Origin of the sequence: Geotoga petraea (assembly GCF_900102615.1) — a bacterium.
Taxonomy (GTDB): domain Bacteria; phylum Thermotogota; class Thermotogae; order Petrotogales; family Petrotogaceae; genus Geotoga; species Geotoga petraea.
Map to the genome: position 1 here is coordinate 192011 of NZ_FMYV01000003.1, position 17848 is coordinate 209858.

17 protein-coding genes are annotated in these 17848 nt (G+C 28.3%); 6 read left to right on the plus strand and 11 right to left on the minus strand.

Features of this window, described 5'->3' with window-relative positions:
- Positions 1–39: 39 nt before the first annotated feature.
- Both BLS00_RS04840 and BLS00_RS04845 read right to left on the minus strand, forming a co-directional pair.
- Entirely contained in the window at positions 40–1449 is a 1410-nt protein-coding gene (locus BLS00_RS04840; RefSeq protein WP_091403264.1) for a clostripain-related cysteine peptidase, read from the minus strand.
- 32 nt (positions 1450–1481) lie between these two features.
- Positions 1482–2273 carry an energy-coupling factor transporter transmembrane component T family protein gene (locus tag BLS00_RS04845; RefSeq protein ID WP_091403266.1) on the minus strand — a complete coding sequence of 264 codons (792 nt, stop codon included), beginning with the start codon at positions 2271–2273 and terminating at the stop codon, positions 1482–1484.
- Positions 2274–2395: 122 nt separating this feature from the next.
- Here BLS00_RS04845 and BLS00_RS04850 point away from each other — a divergent pair, with 122 nt between their 5' ends.
- Both BLS00_RS04850 and BLS00_RS04855 read left to right on the plus strand, forming a co-directional pair.
- Positions 2396–3025: a hypothetical protein gene (locus BLS00_RS04850; protein WP_091403267.1), complete on the plus strand. Its 630-nt coding sequence runs from the start codon at positions 2396–2398 to the stop codon at positions 3023–3025.
- Entirely contained in the window at positions 3018–3821 is an 804-nt protein-coding gene (locus BLS00_RS04855) for a type I phosphomannose isomerase catalytic subunit (protein ID WP_091403268.1), read from the plus strand. Before BLS00_RS04850 ends, BLS00_RS04855 begins: the two co-directional genes overlap by 8 nt.
- Before the next feature lie 47 nt (positions 3822–3868).
- Here BLS00_RS04855 and BLS00_RS04860 read toward each other — a convergent pair whose 3' ends face one another.
- From BLS00_RS04860 to BLS00_RS04870, 3 genes are all read right to left on the minus strand, one after another.
- Positions 3869–4504 carry an acetoacetate decarboxylase family protein gene (locus BLS00_RS04860; RefSeq protein ID WP_091403270.1) on the minus strand — a complete coding sequence of 212 codons (636 nt, stop codon included), beginning with the start codon at positions 4502–4504 and terminating at the stop codon, positions 3869–3871.
- A gap of 109 nt (positions 4505–4613) precedes the next feature.
- Positions 4614–5447: a glycine betaine ABC transporter substrate-binding protein gene (locus BLS00_RS04865; RefSeq protein WP_218119793.1), complete on the minus strand. Its 834-nt coding sequence runs from the start codon at positions 5445–5447 to the stop codon at positions 4614–4616.
- 127 nt (positions 5448–5574) lie between these two features.
- Positions 5575–6276 carry a nucleotidyltransferase domain-containing protein gene (locus BLS00_RS04870; protein WP_091403271.1) on the minus strand — a complete coding sequence of 234 codons (702 nt, stop codon included), beginning with the start codon at positions 6274–6276 and terminating at the stop codon, positions 5575–5577.
- Between the two features lie 479 nt (positions 6277–6755).
- On the opposite strand from BLS00_RS04870, the gene BLS00_RS04875 reads away from it, so the two are divergent.
- From BLS00_RS04875 to BLS00_RS04890, 4 genes are all read left to right on the plus strand, one after another.
- Positions 6756–7532: an amidohydrolase family protein gene (locus tag BLS00_RS04875; RefSeq protein WP_091403273.1), complete on the plus strand. Its 777-nt coding sequence runs from the start codon at positions 6756–6758 to the stop codon at positions 7530–7532.
- Complete coding sequence (locus BLS00_RS04880; RefSeq protein ID WP_091403275.1) at positions 7529–8032, plus strand: hypothetical protein; 504 nt, start codon at positions 7529–7531, stop codon at positions 8030–8032. The genes BLS00_RS04875 and BLS00_RS04880 overlap by 4 nt, the downstream gene beginning before the upstream one ends.
- A gap of 157 nt (positions 8033–8189) precedes the next feature.
- Complete coding sequence (mgtE, locus tag BLS00_RS04885; protein ID WP_091403368.1) at positions 8190–9512, plus strand: magnesium transporter; 1323 nt, start codon at positions 8190–8192, stop codon at positions 9510–9512.
- 27 nt (positions 9513–9539) lie between these two features.
- Positions 9540–10103 (plus strand): NUDIX domain-containing protein, encoded by a 564-nt coding sequence (locus BLS00_RS04890; RefSeq protein WP_091403276.1) that lies wholly within the window; start codon positions 9540–9542, stop codon positions 10101–10103.
- Positions 10104–10150: 47 nt separating this feature from the next.
- Here BLS00_RS04890 and phaZ (BLS00_RS04895) read toward each other — a convergent pair whose 3' ends face one another.
- From phaZ (BLS00_RS04895) to BLS00_RS04920, 6 genes are all read right to left on the minus strand, one after another.
- Positions 10151–11092, minus strand: coding sequence for an intracellular short-chain-length polyhydroxyalkanoate depolymerase (gene phaZ / locus BLS00_RS04895; RefSeq protein WP_244885737.1), 942 nt, complete (start codon positions 11090–11092; stop codon positions 10151–10153).
- A 28-nt stretch (positions 11093–11120) separates the two neighbouring features.
- On the minus strand, positions 11121–12515 hold the full coding sequence (locus BLS00_RS04900) for an ATP-binding protein (RefSeq protein ID WP_091403278.1): 1395 nt from the start codon (positions 12513–12515) through the stop codon (positions 11121–11123).
- 168 nt (positions 12516–12683) lie between these two features.
- Entirely contained in the window at positions 12684–13505 is an 822-nt protein-coding gene (phaZ, locus tag BLS00_RS04905) for an intracellular short-chain-length polyhydroxyalkanoate depolymerase (RefSeq protein ID WP_218119795.1), read from the minus strand.
- A 102-nt stretch (positions 13506–13607) separates the two neighbouring features.
- Positions 13608–14216: a histidine phosphatase family protein gene (locus BLS00_RS04910; protein ID WP_167848922.1), complete on the minus strand. Its 609-nt coding sequence runs from the start codon at positions 14214–14216 to the stop codon at positions 13608–13610.
- Between the two features lie 190 nt (positions 14217–14406).
- Positions 14407–16254: a response regulator gene (locus BLS00_RS04915; RefSeq protein ID WP_091403281.1), complete on the minus strand. Its 1848-nt coding sequence runs from the start codon at positions 16252–16254 to the stop codon at positions 14407–14409.
- Positions 16255–16349: 95 nt separating this feature from the next.
- On the minus strand, positions 16350–17681 hold the full coding sequence (locus BLS00_RS04920) for an FAD-dependent oxidoreductase (RefSeq protein ID WP_091403282.1): 1332 nt from the start codon (positions 17679–17681) through the stop codon (positions 16350–16352).
- Between the last annotated feature and the right edge of the window lie 167 nt (positions 17682–17848).

Sequence of the window (17848 nt, forward strand, 5' to 3'; positions counted from 1 at the left end):
TTCCCCCCCTAATATTTCTTTCAAATATAACCCAAAATTTTAGTTGTAAATTTCAAAATCCCATAAACCAGTTTCTATAAAATCATTATAAAACTGTAATTCCATATAATCAGATAAAACAGAAGATTTTATTTTATAAGAAATACCTATTCCAGATAAGTAGTCTACAGGATAATTATACTCACCTATTAAAAGCTCTTCAGATTCAACACTTTTTTCAATTATAAATTTTTCTTTGAAGTCTTCATAATCAGTCAAAGCAAGGTTTAAATCTAAAAGTTTATTATAGTTTGCAACATATGGAGATATATAGATTGAGCCTGAAGTTTCAAGTAAAATATTTTTTAAGTTTTCAGTTAAATTATCTTTTATATAATCTCTTAAACCATCGGTTTTTAGAACAGAAAAAGTTATAGCATAATATTTATCATTATAAAAATAAAAATCATCATCTAGGCCTTTTTCATAAGACCTCGCATAATACTCAACTTGTTTTTTTAAAAGATTTTCTAAGTTTCCATCAAATTCTTTTAAAAATGTATAATCCCAGCCATCTCCTGGTTCTTCATTTACAGAACCTGCGTAATAGTTTATCTCATCAGCAAATTCATAGATAATCTCTATAAAAGCCATGTCACACGCATCTGTACCAAAAACATCTATTTTATCATCAAATTCAATTTGAAAGTTTTTCAGCAGTTGAGTTATTTCTTTTATTTTTAAAGATGAATTGTAGTTCCCTTCATCTATAGATATGTTTTTTTGTACATAATCAGTATTGTAATCATGTTCACCTAACCAACCATCACCATGATTCCAAATGTCCAAGTATTTTATAGTTTCTTGTGATCTACTCATCATTTCAAAAAGATAATTTTCCAATAGTTGGATATTTCCAGAATTAATTTCCCCTTCTGAAGAATAATATGGGGATTCCTGAGTTTCGTAGTAATGTCCTTCTATAGAATAAATATTGTATATTGTATCAGGATCATTTGAAAAATCCGCAACTACGTTTACAACCATATCTGAGTTTGAGTTTTGGAGGGCGTTTCTAATTTCATTTATATCTTTTTTTAAATAGTTGGGACCAGTAGTTAAATTATTGTCACCACCACCCCACAAAAACATTTGAAATTCAGGGTATACTTTTGATATAGTTTCTTTCCAGCTTCTTCCATACTCGTCGATATATTTAATTAAAATGGAGTCATTTCCTTTAATGACATTTCTGTTTAAATATATATATTTTGAAGGTGTTTCCATTTCATAGGTTATTCCGTCTATTTCATAACTTTTTATTTCCACATCAAATTCTATATATTGTGAGAAATTAACGTCATAAATGCTCTTAGTTATTAAAGGTGTATCTATATCTTTTTTTATGGAAATACAAGAAGTCAAAATAAATGATAAAAATATTATCGATATAAAAAACAGTTTTCTCATAACATCACCTACTTATATGAACAATTATACAATTATATAAAAATTACAATAACTCCCAAAGAAACAAAAGAAGCAGTAAATAAGGAATCTTTGAATTTCCAATTAAAAGTTTTAAATCTTGTTCTTCCTTCATATCCAGAGTAACCTCTCGCTTCCATAGCTATACTAAGTTCTTCTGCCCTTCTCAAAGCTGAAACTAATAGAGGGATTATTATTGACACCACACCTTTTATTTTGCCTGAAAGTTTTCTATCGTCAAACTTTGCACCCCTGCTCATTTGAGCTTTTATTATTCTGTCAGCTTCTGAAGCCATAACGGGAATGAATCTTATCGCTATTGTCATTACCATTGAGAGTTCGTGTGCAAAGCTTTTTGGCACAAAAAACCATCTCAAAACGTCTTCCATTGCATGAGCTAAAGATGTTGGCGATGTTGTCAAGGTCAATACACTTGAGAGCATTATGGCAAATAAAATTCTAAAAGTGATAATTGAAGCATTAAAAAGTCCTTGGTCTGTGATTTTTAAAAATCCAAACTCAAATACAACCTCACCCATAGAATTAAAAAGTTGTATAACAAAGGCAAATACTACAATAAACCATATAGATTTTAAAGACTTTAAATAATATCTTATCGGTAATTTAGAAACAAGCATCAAAGTAAATGTGTATAAAGTCATCAAAAAAACATCAAAAATAGAGTTTATAGAAAAAGCAAAGCCTGCTAAAACAAACAAACCTAATAATTTTCCTCTTGGGTCTAAATTATGCATTAATGAATCTTTTTCAACATATCTTCCTAAAGCAACATTATCTAAAAGCATTTTTATATCAAACCTCTCTAAATTTATTTTGTATAAGGATATTATAATATTTTTTTGTAACTATGACTTTTTTACTCGTTTAATTATACTATATGATAAAATTTTATTGGGGGGATAATTAAGTGGATGATCTATTAAAAAAAAGATTAGTCAAGTTTATTATAACAGCTTGTCTACTATTTTTTATAATTTTTTTGATTTTTGAGATTTATGAAATTAATAGAAGGAAGGATTATCAATACAAGATAGAGTTTTTTCAGCACTATCTAAGGGATAATTATGGGTTAAACGATATGATTATAGCAGATTTTGTAGAAGTTTTTGAAATGCTAAATGAGAAAAGGCCAGATATAGCGAAAAAAATATCTCCACTTGAGATGATTGCAATTGGAGAAAAAGAAACTAATTTTAGAAATATAAAAGGTGATGGAGACGATTCGTTGGGGTTTTTTCAAGTTCAAGAGCCAACATACTGGTTTGTGAAAAACAAATATGAAGATCTATTTTATGAAATAAATTTTTTGGGACTGCCTTGGATATGGGATAATGTCAGAGTGAGACCAGATGCTCAACTTTTGTCTTCCATGCTTTATCTTTATTATTTGAAAGATAGGTTTTCAGAAGAATATGCTTATTCTCACTATAATGGTGGAAATATATATTACCATCAGGATATTATGGTTATCATAAATGAGATTGAAGAAAAATATAAACAATATAGAAAGCAAAAGGAGAGAAATCAGTATGATTAAAGAACCTCTAATAACAAGACCTATATTTTCTGAAAAAGTGTGGGGAAACAGAAAATTAAATGATGTTTTTGATAAAGGTAATGAAAATTCAATAGGTGAAGTATGGTTATATTCAGATGTAAAAAATCGAGAAACTGAATTAATCGGAATGAGTACTGGGAAAATATATGGGTATCCATCTGAAATTTTTCCAGGTATTCCTTTGTTATTAAAATTGTTAGGAACTTCTTCATGGCTTTCTGTTCAAGTCCATCCAGACGATGAATTTGCCAGAAAAGTTGAAAATCAAAAATGGGGAAAAACAGAGTGTTGGTATTTCATAGAAAATAATGGGAAAATAAAAATAAGTAATGATAACGAAGGTGTGAAAAAAGCTTTAGAAGATAATAATTGGGAAGATGTTCTTGAAGATTACGAAATGAATAAATTTGATAGTGTTTTTCTTCCAGCTGGGACAGTTCACACATTAGGACCAAATAGCTTTCTTTTAGAAATACAACAAAGTTCTGATATGACTTACAGGCTTTATGATTGGGGCAGGCCAAGAGAAATACACGTAGAAAAGGCTAAAAAAGTTATGGAAAGTATTAACACAAGTTATTCAATATCAAGAGAAACACAAGGAATTGAAAGCAAATATTTTTCATTTAAAAAATTTAAAGATGAAACAAAAAAAGGATTTGGTATATACTTATCTTTGAAGGATTTTACCACAATAGTACTCCCTGATGGAATAGACCATAATTTTCAGGGTGAATGGATAGAATATAAGTTAAATAAAAACGGTTGGAAATAAATAAGTGTGCTAAGCATACTTATTTTAATTGTTGTTTTATCATTTTTCTAAAATTGTAAATCTGCTTTTGGAAAAGTTATGTTGAAATCTTCAATTCTAAGACTAAAAAGTCTTCTTTGATCTTCTACTTTAGGAAAAAGAGTAGGGTTTATTTTTAGTTTTTTTACTTTTGCGAACCTGGCTTTGCCTTTTCCGAAAAATTTTGTATAATAATCTTTTTTATTATATCTTTGAACAAGAGGTAAAGGTACCAATTTGGTGGATAACGGGAATTTTAGGTGCCTATAATTAGCTTTAAAATCTAAAATATTAATGCCTTCAATATCTACAGAAATTTTTGAAAAATCATCGTTAAAATTAAAATTAGCAAATTGTTTTGGCATACCCCAATTTTCTTTCCCGTTAACTACACTTTCCATTGAAGAAACGTATATTTTAGTTATTGAGTAGTATTTTTTATTATTATAAATGAACTTACCTGGAATAAAAAGCAATTCCTGATAAGGTCCCACATTTGATTCAAAATAATCCATAATCATAATTGCACCAAAACCACCTTTAAAACGGTAATTCAAAAAAGGTGGTAAAGAGCAATTATCTTTAACAAAATCTTTATTAAATTTATAAATTATTACATAACCTCGCCCTTTCAAATTCCAAGGAGCTGAAATTTTATCGACCATATTATCACCTTAAAAATATATTATATCTATATTATATAATAATTTTTAGGTTTAAACGTTATAAAATTAAAATAAAAATCGGGCTGGATAAAATTCCAGCCCTTTAATATTATTTGTTTGGTATCCAATTATTTATTAAATCCATATTTTCTTCTTTCCATTTTTTTGCAGATTCTTCTGGTTTTCCACTGTCTGAAATATAACCCATCAATTCGCCAAGTTGTTTGTCATTCATAAAGAAGTGGTTCAAGAATTGTGCGACTTCGGGCATATCAATTATGAAGTTTCTTCTCGCTAAAGTGTGAATGAATTCTTCTCTACCATAAACACCTTTAGGATCTTCTAAAAATTTTAAGTCAAATCTGGCAAATTTCCAATGTGGAGCCCAACCTGTAACAACTATCCATTCTTTGTTGTCTATAGCATCTGCAAGAGAAGCTGTCATAACAGGGCCTGAGCTTGTTATTTGTTCAAAATCCAAATTGTACTCTTCTATTGCAATTTCAGTTTTACCAGCTATAGCTGCTCCAGCTTCAATCCCAATGATTTCTGAATCAAATTTTTCTTTGTGTGTATTCAACTCTTCTATTGAATTTATGTTTACATATGCTGGGACTACCAAACCAATTTTTGCACCTTTATAGTTATACCCTAAATCAGTTAGATCTTCTTTGAATCTATCCATGTAAGCTTTTGAAGTTACTGGTAACCAAGCATCCATGAAAGCATCAATATCTCCCTGTGACAAAGAAAGGTAAATAGGGCCATTATCTGCAATGATAATATCGACCTCGTACCCCATTTCTTCCTCAAGAACCACTTTTGCCAAGTTTGTCATAGCGATACCTTCTGCCCAATTTCCTGTTGCCAATCTAACTGTTTCTTTTGAAAACACCATTAAGAAAGTAAGTAATACCATTGTTACTATCAATAATTTTTTCACTACAAAAATCCCTCCCTGTTAATGATTATAAAATATTTTTTTACATTTCAACTATAACAAGTTTATATCAAGTCAATGATAAGTAAATGATAAATCATTATTAAATCAAAAAAATTTCAGTAATGAATTAACCCTTTCTATAACCCTCAAAAAGTTTCCCACCTTTTATATTTAGAATATCGTTGGTGAGTGATATTAAAACATCTTTATTTTCATTTTTGTAATATTCTTCCATAGCCATAAGAAAAATATCTGCAATTTGTTCATCAAAATTTTTAAGTGCTTTTGCATTGTATTTACCTTTTGAATCCCAATATCCATTTACCAAAAGGGTGAACTGTTTTAATTTTTCAATCAATTCTGAAACAGTAAAAAGATTTTTGAAGTAATCTTCTTCACCTTCAAAATCATCCAAAAGATTTGTTATTTCGTATCTAAAATCTCTAATTTCATCAAGGGTTAATTCTTCTGGCCCTTTTTTCAAAAGACTTTTTGCTTGTTTTTTCATGATATTTATAATCTGATTATCTTTTAGAATAATACTTTCTAAAATCATGTTAGGGAGAGATGGCCTTTTTCGTCTGGCATCTTTTTCGAAAAAATCCATATAGTTTTTATTGTTGAAAACAAAAGCTTCAATATTCCATCCAAATTCAGCATAACTTTGTCTATATGGTGTATCAACTTCATCGGTAATTACAATAATATTTAGATCAGAATTATCGTTATATTCTTGTCTGGCAACGCTACCAGCAAGCATTGCTGCTTGTGCTTTTGGGAAATAATATTCAACAAATTTTTTTGCAGCTTCTATTGGCTTTTCTTTCATAAAATCAACTCCTTTTAAAATAATTATAACAAAATTGAAATAGCAGTTGCTATTTTGGTTGAAAGATAGATGTTGGAAGAAAAAACTTTATCGAAAACTTTTGCGTATGTCATGTCGGCTAAACGAAGTGCATGGAGACAACTTGTCAGTTAATTTTGCTTTGCAAAATTTATAGATTATCGAAAATAATAAATAGAGCTCTTTACTAGATCAAATTATTGAAAAAATAATATCTTCAATCACTTGGAAATACTAAAAATTGTAAACTCGCAAAAAGCAGCTCAGACATACAATTTTTTTAACGCATTTCCAGCGTTCTTTCAGATAAATTTTGTACAATAATTTTCAATAGTTCATCGCATCTATTTATTGTTTTTAAAAATGTTTTAGATAAGTTTTTTTCTAAATATAAAGTTGTTTTGATATAACATGCTATAATTTTAATAACGATTAAAAGCATAAAAAGGAGTTGTTTTATTATGGTAATAGATTCTCATGTTCATTTTGGAAAAGCTATGGAATGGGATTTAAAAGGTATAGATTTAATAAACGCTTTTAAAAAATATAGTATTGATTTTGGAATTGTTTCAAATATAGAAGGAGCAGAGTTTGGACATGAATTTGATAAAATTGAAAATGACGAAGATCAATTAAAAGTCAATAAAAAAACTCTTGATCTTGTAAAAGAAAATCCAGAAAAATTAAAAGGCTTATTTTGGATAAAACCTAATACCAACAAATATTCGGATGAAATCAAAGATTTTTTAATTGAAAACAAAAAATTTTTTTGTGGGTTAAAAGCGCATCCTTACCACTCTAAAATGAAATTCACTACAGAAAACTACAGGCCATATATCAAATTGGCAGAAGAATTAGATATTCCTTTTGCAGTACATACAGCAGAAGATGAAAATTCAAAAGTTAAGTATTTATACGAAACTGCTAAAGAAAATCCAAAAGTCAATTTTATTGCTGTTCATATGGGCCTTGGGACAGATAATCAAGAAGCTATCGAATATATTTCCAAGTTAGACAATTTGTATGGAGACACTACATGGGTATCAAAAGAAAATGTTTTGGAAGCAGTAAAAAAATGTGGGAGTAAGAAAATTATGTTTGGAACTGATGCAATAATAGATGGAACTAATACATACGAAAAATATTTAACTATGTTTGAATATTTACATGAAAACCTTTCTGAAGAAGATTTCGAAAATGTTTTTAGATACAATGCAAGAAGGTTATTTGATCTATGACGCCAAGAGACATTGTAGAGTTTCATAATTTCTATAACAATTTGTATAAAAGTGCTGAGACTTTTCACAAGTTTTTAGAAAAAAACAATTATTATTCCAAACTTATATATTCAACAAGGAATGGGTTTTACATGAACAAAGAGTATTTTGAAGAAAAATATCATATACCTGAAATCGAGATGATGGATAAATCATCAATTGTTTTTGATGTTATTGGCATAACTTACTATTACTGGTCAATTAAAAAAGAGAGCATAAAATTAGAAAGTCTTTCTCTGCTTAATGAGTTAAACCAGGGAAACAGAATAGAAATTTATGGTGCGGATAATTATATGACTGATTATTATGACGATACAGACGAAAAAACTCTTGATAATATTAAAAGATCAAGTGAAGACGTGTTTCAAATATCTATTATAGAAAGGTTCAAATACAACATAAAAAATGAAGAATTGTTTGAAATATATTTGAAGAATTATGGGGTGATTTTTAGAATCTAAATTATAAAAGAGGTGATTTTTATGGAAGAAGACTTACCAGATAGTTATAAGATAATAATGAATAAAGAAGATAAAAATCACTTTTATAAATGGTTTTTTATCTTCTGATTTTTAGGAGGTAAAAAATGTGATATTGAAAACAACCAGTAAAAAAATAATGGAATTGATTAGGGAGAAAAACTTTAGCGAATTAAAAAATGAACTAATGCAGATGAACGTGGTAAATATATCAGAACTTATTCAAGAATTTCCATCAGTTGAAGCCTTGATGATTTATAGACTTTTACCAAAAGAAAAAGCGGTAGATGTGTTTTATTATTTGGATAAAGGTTATCAACAAAAGATTATTGAAAAGATTACAGATTCTGAAACTCAACATATTTTAAGAGAATCACAATTTGATGATATGGTCGATTTAGTTGAAGAAATGCCAGCTTCTGTTGTAAAAAAAATAATTAAAAATACGTCTAGAGAAAAAAGAGGGTTGATTAATAAATTTTTAAATTATCCAGATTTTTCAGCTGGAACAATAATGACTTTAGAGTATGTAGGATTGAATCAAAATTGGACTGTGAAAGAATCTTTAGATCATATAAAAAAAGTGGCTGAGAATGTTGAATCAATATATACCGCATATATTCTAAGTCCACATAGAAAGTTAAAAGGTATAATTTCTCTAAGAAAATTACTAATGTCTGATGAAAGTGAAAAAGTAAAGAATGTAATGGTCAAAACAGATTTAATAACAGCTCGAACATATGAAGATCAAGAAGATGTAGCGAAAAAAATGAGTAAATATGATTTTAATATAATTCCTGTGTTAGACAAAGAGGATAGAATGATTGGAGTAATAACTATAGATGATATTATAGATGTTATTAAAGAAGAAAATACAGAAGATTTTGAAAAAATGGCAGCTATCGAACCTCTAGCAGAAGGTTATTTGGAAGCAAAAACTTGGACTTTGGCAAGAAAAAGGATTATGTGGCTTATAATTTTAATGGTTTCAGCAACTTTTACTGAAATTGTTATTAGAGACGCAGAGAGTGTATTGAGTTCTGTAGCTATCTTAGCTTCTTTTATTCCAATGCTTATGGATACTGGAGGAAATTCTGGATCGCAAGCTGCGACTCTTGTAATAAGAGGATTAGCTATAGATGAAATACAACTAAAAGATGTGTTGAAAGTTTTATTAAAAGAGTTCAAAGTAAGTTTGATAGTAGCTTTTGCATTATCTTTAATGAATTTTTTAAGAATTTACTTTATATCTCAAGTTGGCTTTACAATAGCTTTTGTCGTAGGCGTGACATTGTTTTTTACTGTTGTGATAGCGAAAATGATAGGAGCTATGCTTCCTATGGCTGCACAAAAACTTAAATTAGATCCTGCAATAATGGCTGCTCCTTTGATAACAACAATTGTAGATACTACATCTTTGATATTATACTTTACCTTTGCCAAAACGTTTTTGAATTTATAAAAAAATAAAGGTGGATTTTTAAATTAAATGAAAAATAAGAATATATTTTACGATTATAAGAATATAAACAAATATAGAACAGTGAATTACTGCCCTAATTGTGGGGAGAAATTAGCACCAAGGGACGACGATTTTCAAAAATGTGATAATTGTGGATATGTTAATTATGTCAACCCACAAACAGCCACAGCCATCCTGATCACAGATGGAGAAAAGTATTTACTTGGAAAAAGAAATAGTGAAAATGTAAAGAACGGATATTGGGCTCTTCCAGGGGGATTTATAGAGTTCAAAGAGGATTTTTTAACTGCAGCAAAGAGAGAAGTAAAAGAAGAAACTAATTTGGACATAAAGATAGACAAAATAATAAACGTATCCCACAACTTTTTAAATAAGAATCTACATAGTTTGGTGATAGTTTTACATGCTACAGTAATTAATGGAGAAGCTAAGGCAGGAGATGACATTTCACAGGTTAAATGGTTTAATTATGGAGAAGATATGCCAGAGATGGCTTTTGATGCTGATATACATATAATCAATTACTATTATCAAAAAAATCCAAAAGGAATTAAAATAGACGAAACATAAAAAATAAAAAACTACCCTCTTTTAAGAGGGTAGTTAAATGGTATCATTTATTTTCTCAAAAACGAGTACATATTATCTAAAAGCTGATCTAAGTTATCTATTAAAGGTGAATGTCCAGAATTTTTGAGATACACTAATTCTGCATTTTCTCCAATGTCTTTTTTGATATCTAGAGCCATTTGTTCTGGAACTACGAGGTCGTTCTCACCCCAAAGAACTAAAACAGGGCAATCTATGCTTTTTGCTTTTCCGTTTCCTTGATCTATTCCATTGTGTTCTTCACTTATATTAAAATGGACTAAAGCGTAATCAACATCTGTAAGATTTCTTTGTGTCAACATGTCGTCTAAATACTCATCGTATTTTTCTGGATCGGGTTTGTTATGAGTATATATTGAGGATTCCCATATAGCTTTTAAAGTTTCTTTGTCTTTATTATCATAAGCGTTTTGTAAAGGTGAAACTTGAACTGCTATTTCTTCTTTTGTAGTTAAAAATTCACCTGGAATAGGTTTTCCTGCTTGGTCTATTTTGAACATTGGATATCCTCTTGTACCTACTGATTCAATAAGAATTAGTTTTTTAACTTTTGAAGGGTGATCTGCAGCCAGAACCATAGCTACTCCACCACCAGTTGACCAACCAGCAACATTTACATTTGTTAAATCCATTTTATCCATGAATTCATTTATGTCTTCTTCAAAATCTTTTAGTGAGTTTACAGGTGTTTTGTAAGTTGATGCACCAAATCCTCTCATATCTACAGCGTAAATAGTGTAATCTTTATCGAACTTTTCCATCAATATATCCCAGTGTTTTGAAGAAGTCATGTTTCCATGAATCAATAATAACTTTTTGTCTCCACCTTCTTTTATTCTATAACCCAATTCTTCACCGTTACTTAATTTAATTGTTTTTACTGGAAAATCCATTGAAAATACCATCAAGAAAGTTAACAATACCATCGTTACTACTAATAATTTTTTCATTATAAGTTTTACCCCCCTTTTTAATATATCATCCTTTGAAAAAATCATTTAAATCAAAAAGTAATAAATTATCATTTGATTCAGAAATTTCTGATAAATTTCTTTCAAAACCAGATTTAGAAAAAATAACAAAATATTTTTCAGAAAAATCAAAAATATTGCTTTTATCTTTTAATTGCTCATAAGTTTGAACTCCAACTTTTTTATCATACCACTTGCATTCTCCAAATAATGCAGATTTGTTAGAAAAAGCTAAAATATCTATTTCCTCCTGTCTTTTTCTTACGGGATTATGTCCCCACCATCTACCAATCTTCTCAAAAACAAAAGGTAATTTTTTTTGAAAGTTTAATTTCGTTAAAAATTGAATAGATACATCTTCAAAAACGAATCCCATATATTGGTTTAAAAAAGGTTCTACTTTTTTTTCAAAAACATAATCATACATTTCTTGTTCGATTAAAGAATAATTAGAAAAAATAAACCTATAATAGAATTTAAACATATTATCTTTTAATTTATAAATTGATTTTCTCGATGTCTTTTTATCTAAAATAGGCAGTTCTTTTTCTACTAGATGAATATCTATTAATGTTTTTAAATACTTAGCTGTTTTATCATTTTTCTCGCCTATCTTTGTTGAAATTTCATTTAATTTTGTATATCCATTAGCTATAGATTCTATTATTGAATTATATAAAGAAGGTTCTCTTAGTTCCTGTTTTAAAAGATGTTTTGGTTCATCAAATAGATATGAGTTTCTATTCATAAAATTATTAACTATATTTTCTTTAACAGAAATAGAATAATCAAATTTATTCAAGTATTGCGGAGTTCCTCCCAATATTCCATAATTAATTATTTTATCTTTATTAGAATAGCTTTTTGAAAATAAACTACTTTCAAAAATATCAAAAGGTTTAACTTCCATTTGAGATGTTCTTCTTCCAAAAAGAGGACTTTTGTAGCTTAGAATTTCTTTTTCCATAAAGCTCATAGAAGAACCGCATATAATTAAAAATAAATTAGTTTTCTGTAGTAAATTATCAATTAAATTTTGAAGCAATGAAATAAGACTTTTATTAGAATTTGCAATATAAGGGAATTCATCAATTATTAGAACCAATTTATTTTTTAAGGCTTTTTCTCCTATGAATCTAAAGGCTTTTTCCCAACTAGTAAACGAGTCTAAATAATCATTCATTTTAAAATGTTCTAAAATTTGATTTGAAAATTTTTCTAAAGCTAACTTGTCATTATACTCTTCTGCAACAAAGAAAATACTATTTTTATTTTTAGAAAATTCTTTTAATAAAGAAGTTTTCCCTACCCTTCTTCTTCCGTACATTACTAAAAATTGAAATCCTCTTTTTAAATATAAATCATTTAAAGAATTTAATTCTTTTTTACGATTAAAAAACATAATTATCACCTCAAACAATTATACCGTATTTTACTAACTCTAAAGTTAATAACTTACGAGTAAGTAATTGACAAGTAAATAAAAAACTACCTTCTTAATAGAAGGTAGTTAAATTTTTGATTTTATTTTCTCAAAAACGAGTACATATTATCTAAAAGCTGATCTAAGTTATCTATTAAAGGTGAATGTCCACAACAAAAATATGTCTTTCTTTATATCTAATGCCATTTGTTCTGGAACTACGAGGTCGTTCTCACCCCAAAGAACTAAAACAGGGCACTCTATGCTTTTTGCTTTTCCGTTTCCTTGCTCTATTCCATTGTGTTCTTCACTTATATTAAAATGGACTAATGAATAATCAACATCTGCAAGATTTCTTTGTGTCAACATGTCGTCTAAATACTCATCGTATTTTTCTGGATCGGGTTTGTTATGTGTGTATATTGTGGCTTCCCATATAGCTCTTAAAGTTGCTTTGTCTTTATTATCATATGCTTTTTGTAATGGGAGAACCTGTACGGGATCTCTTGCTATTTCTTCTTTTGTAGTTAAATATTCTCCAGCTATGGCATTTCCGGTTTGGTCCTTTTTAAACATTGGATATCCTCTTGTACCTACTGATTCAATAAGAATTAATTTTTTAACTTTTGAAGGGTGATCTGCAGCCAGAATCATAGCTACTCCACCACCAGTTGACCAACCAGCAACATTTACATTTGTTAAATTCATTTTATCCATAAATTCATTAATATCATCTGAAAAATCTTTTAATGAGTTAACAGGTGTTTTGTAAGTTGATGCACCAAATCCTCTCATATCTACAGCGTAAATAGTGTAATCTTTATCGAACTTTTCCATCAATATATCCCAGTGTTTTGAAGAAGTCATGTTTCCATGAATCAATAATAACTTTTTGTCTCCACCTTCTTTTATTCTATAACCCAATTCTTCACCGTTACTTAATTTAATTGTTTTTACTGGAAAATCCATTTTTTAGCCCCCTTTTATTATGAATCAACTCTCACAACAATTATAATACTTTTAACATTTATTTCAAAAAAAATATGCCATCAAAAAACATATGCCATTAGCTCACATATTATCCAAATGATATGTACATCCTTCTAATCTTACATTATAATTATTTGAGTTATAAACTTCAACTATGTTTAGAGCTGTGTTTTGTTGAACAGGAGGTTGCCATACAAGAGATAAATCTTTGTTATTAAATAAAAGCATTATTACATTCAATATGGCTGCATGTGTAACTATTAACACGTTTCCTTCATCATGTTTTGAAATAATGACATTTATTGCTTTTTTAGCTCTTTCTTTTACATCATGAAAAGATTCTCCTTCTTCGGCTTTGAAAATATGTGGATATTCCCAAAAATTAACAAAAAGATCTGCGTGAGTTTTTTTAATTTCTTCTTGAGTTCTACTTTCCCATACTCCCAATCCAATTTCTTTTAAATTATCTATAGTTTTTATATTTTCTCTTCCAGAAACTATTTTAGCTGTATCTATAGCTCTTTTAAGGGGGCTGCTATATACTTCTTCGAAGTCTATGTGTTTAATTCTTTTATGTAATTTTTTTGCTTGATTTTTCCCCAATTCAGTTAATTCAGAATTGTGCCAACCTTGCATAATTTTGTTAAGGTTTGACTGGGTTTGGCCGTGTCTTGTTAGATATAATCTCAACAATAAAATCATCTCCTACATTTTTTCATTTATACTAATATTTTATATTAAATTTATTAATCAATTGATAAGTTATTTATAATAATATAAAAAAGTTTATTTATTAAGTAACAAACCTTCAAAATAGTTTTGTAATTTTTATTAATTACTTGGCTACTTTGAAGGTATTATTGTGTATTGTCACTTGAAGTTATTTTATTAATTTTTTTATAAAGCTTATTAACTCTTCTTTTGTATAAGGTTTTGGTAGGAAATCATTTGCCCCAGCTAAAATAAATTTAAACCTGTCTTCTGGTCTGGTAAAACCAGAAATAGCTAATATAGGAGTTGATTCGTCCTTTTTTCTAATTTTTTTAATAACCTCCAGGCCGTTTATTTTTTTTATCTGAATATCCATTAAAAGAAGATCATATTTATTTTGTTCATATTTTTTGAATGCTTCTTCTCCATCAGCGGCTGTATCTATTAAAAAATTTTCATCATTTAAAAACTCTTTCATAAGTTCAAGATTTATAGAGTTATCTTCCGTTATTAATATTTTTTTATTATTAAAATCAATTTTTTTGTTTTCTTCAGTTTTTATTTCTACGGGTATTTTAACTACGAATTTTGTTCCTTTTGTAGAGGTCTCAACAGATATATTACCTTTGAGCATGTTAATATATTTTTTTGTTAAAAAAAGTCCAAGTCCTAATCCTTCATATTTTTTAGTGTAAGATAAATCTTGTTGAGAAAATTCATTAAATAAATTTTTTAAATATTCTTCATCTATTCCTACTCCAGAGTCTTTAACTATTATTTCTAAAACTCTGTTTTTTAGAACCATACTAAATTCTATAAACCCTTTTTCAGTAAACTTACAAGCATTATTTAGTAAGTTTTCAATAATTTCTTCAACCATTATTACGTCTGTTTTGACGATCTTGTCTAAATTCTGGGATTCAGCTTTAAAAACAAGATTTTTATTTTTTGCCTCTTCGCTATATTTAGTTTTTAACTCATTAAAAATATTTTCAAAGCTAATCCAACTAAAATTTTTCTTAACATGACTGAATTTTATTTCTGAGGATAATAGGAGCTTGTTGACTAAATCTTTTAAAGTATTTGCAGATTTTTCCATCATCTCAAAGAAATTTTTGTTTTGCTCTGTGCAGTCACTTTCTTTCAAAATGGATAAAGTGCCAAGTAATCCAGTTAAAGGAGTTTTTAGTTCGTGGTTTATATTAGCTAAAAAGATTTCTTTTGCTTTGTTTGCTTCTACTGCTTTATTCTTAGCTTCAATTAGATTTTGAATTATTTTTTCTTCATCAGATAAATCTCTTGAAGTAACTCCCATTATTGCGCCTAAGTCAGTTTTTATATAGACAATGTTGGACAAAATAGACAATGCTTCTCCAGATTTCTTTTTATGAGGCATCTTTATAGATTCCAGATAACCTGTTTCATATAGTTTTTGAATTAAGTTATCCAATTTATCATAATTTTCTTTAAAATGTAAAGTTTTCCATTTTTTGCCTAATAATTCATCTGGCGTATATCCATGTATTTCAGCCATATAATCGTTTATATAAACTATTTTTTCATTTAGATCTAAAAAACAGACTCCAGATGTCGAATTATCCGCAAGTTTTTTAAATTTATTTAATTCATACTCAAGTTTTTTTCTTTTGGTTATGTCTCTGGCAACAGATATTATATAAAGGTTTGGATCATTATTTAAGCGGATTATTTTAGAGGATAGTTCAACATCATATTTTTCACCAGTTTTTGTGATGTGTTTTGTTTCGAAAATTTCATCTTTGTTTTCTTTTAATTTTTTTATGATTTTTGGAATATTTTCTATACGGGAAGTATCGTCTATGTCTGTAGGAGAAAGATTCATGAATTCATCAAAAGAATAACCCATTTTACCAACCGCTGCGTTGTTAACAAAAACAAAGTTTCCAGGGATATTTGTATTTGGATTAACCTTATGTATATAAACAGGATCGTTTATATAGTTTAACATTTTGAATTCATCGAATAAATAATCATTCATATTTTTCTTTCCCCTTTACTTGTCTTTATTATATTATACCAAAATTGTTGGGGTAAAATAAAAGCCTGTTTTTTAAACAGGCGTTATAAAATGAATTAATCTAATGCTTCTAAAGCAACACTATTTAAATAATTCCAAGGCTTATTATAATTAGGTTGGAAGAAAAAATCTGTAAAAGCTAATTCGTCTACTGTCATTTTATTTTGTATGGCTACAGAAATAGTGTTGATTGCTTCAGTGTGATCTCCGTTTGACATAATTTGAGCACCTAATATTTCTTTTGTTTTTTTGTTATATACCAGTTTAATGATTATCTTGTCATAAGAAGGCATGAACTCAGGCCTATTATTCTCTTCTATCAACACTGATTCAACATCAATTTTTTCATTTTTAGCTCTTTCTTCTGTTAAACCTGTAGAAGCTATATTATTTTCATATATTTTGATGCCTGAAGTTCCTTGCGTACCTATGTACTTCATTCTATTTTCTTTTAGGTTTCTTGCAACAAGTGTCCCCATTCTTATTGCATTTGTTGCAAGAGGGATGTACTGATGAGTATGAAGCGGATTGTAAGTAACTGTACAACAGTCTCCTGCGGCAAAAACATCTTTTTCACTTGTTTCCATATATTCGTTTATTTTTATGGCACCATTTTCAAGCATTTCTAATTTCCCTTTGAATAAATTTGTGTTGGGTTTAAACCCAACAGACATGATAACCATATCAGCCTTATATTCGCCATTGTTTGTAATAACTTTTGAAACCTTTCCATCTTTTCCTTCAAACCTTTCGACTTTCTCACCTAAAGCTAAGATAATACCATGATTTTCCATAGAATTTTGGGCTATATCTGTAAATTCTTTATCTAAATATTTTGGTAGAATAGTTTTCTCTGCATCTATTAAAGTAACATTTTTATTCATTTGTTCGAAAGCTTCTGCTAATTCTACCCCAATATAACCAGCACCAACAACAACAATATTTTTTGCTGATTTAGATTTTTCTATTATCTTGTTTGAATGATAATAATTTTTGGATAATTGAATATTTTCAAGGTTTATTCCTTCAATATTTGGAATTACAGGCCATGAACCAGTTGTTATTACGAGCTTATCATAACTATCTTTTTTTATTTCATCATTTTCAAGATTTTTAATTTCAAGTTCTTTCTTGTCAAAATCAACATCCAAAACATCATGTTTCATATAAGTCTTTACCCCATCTTTTGACAATTCTTCTGGAGATGAATAAAAAAGTCCCTTGGGATCTTTTACAACCCCACCTATATATAAAGCAATGCCACAAGAAAGAAAAGATATATTATCATTTATTTCATAAACTGTTATATCAGCATCTGGATATAAATTAATTGCATTTTTTATTGCTGCTGTACCTGCATGAGTACAACCAATAACCACTATTTTCATATAAATCACTCCATAATATATATTGTTAAAAAAAGCTCAAATAAATAAGATAAAATAAATCGTATTTAAATTATACAACTAATTAAATTATTTTTCAAGAGGAAAATGAAATTGTTTTATAAGATTATGTAAACATTCTTGACCTATTGTTTTATAAAATTTTTAAT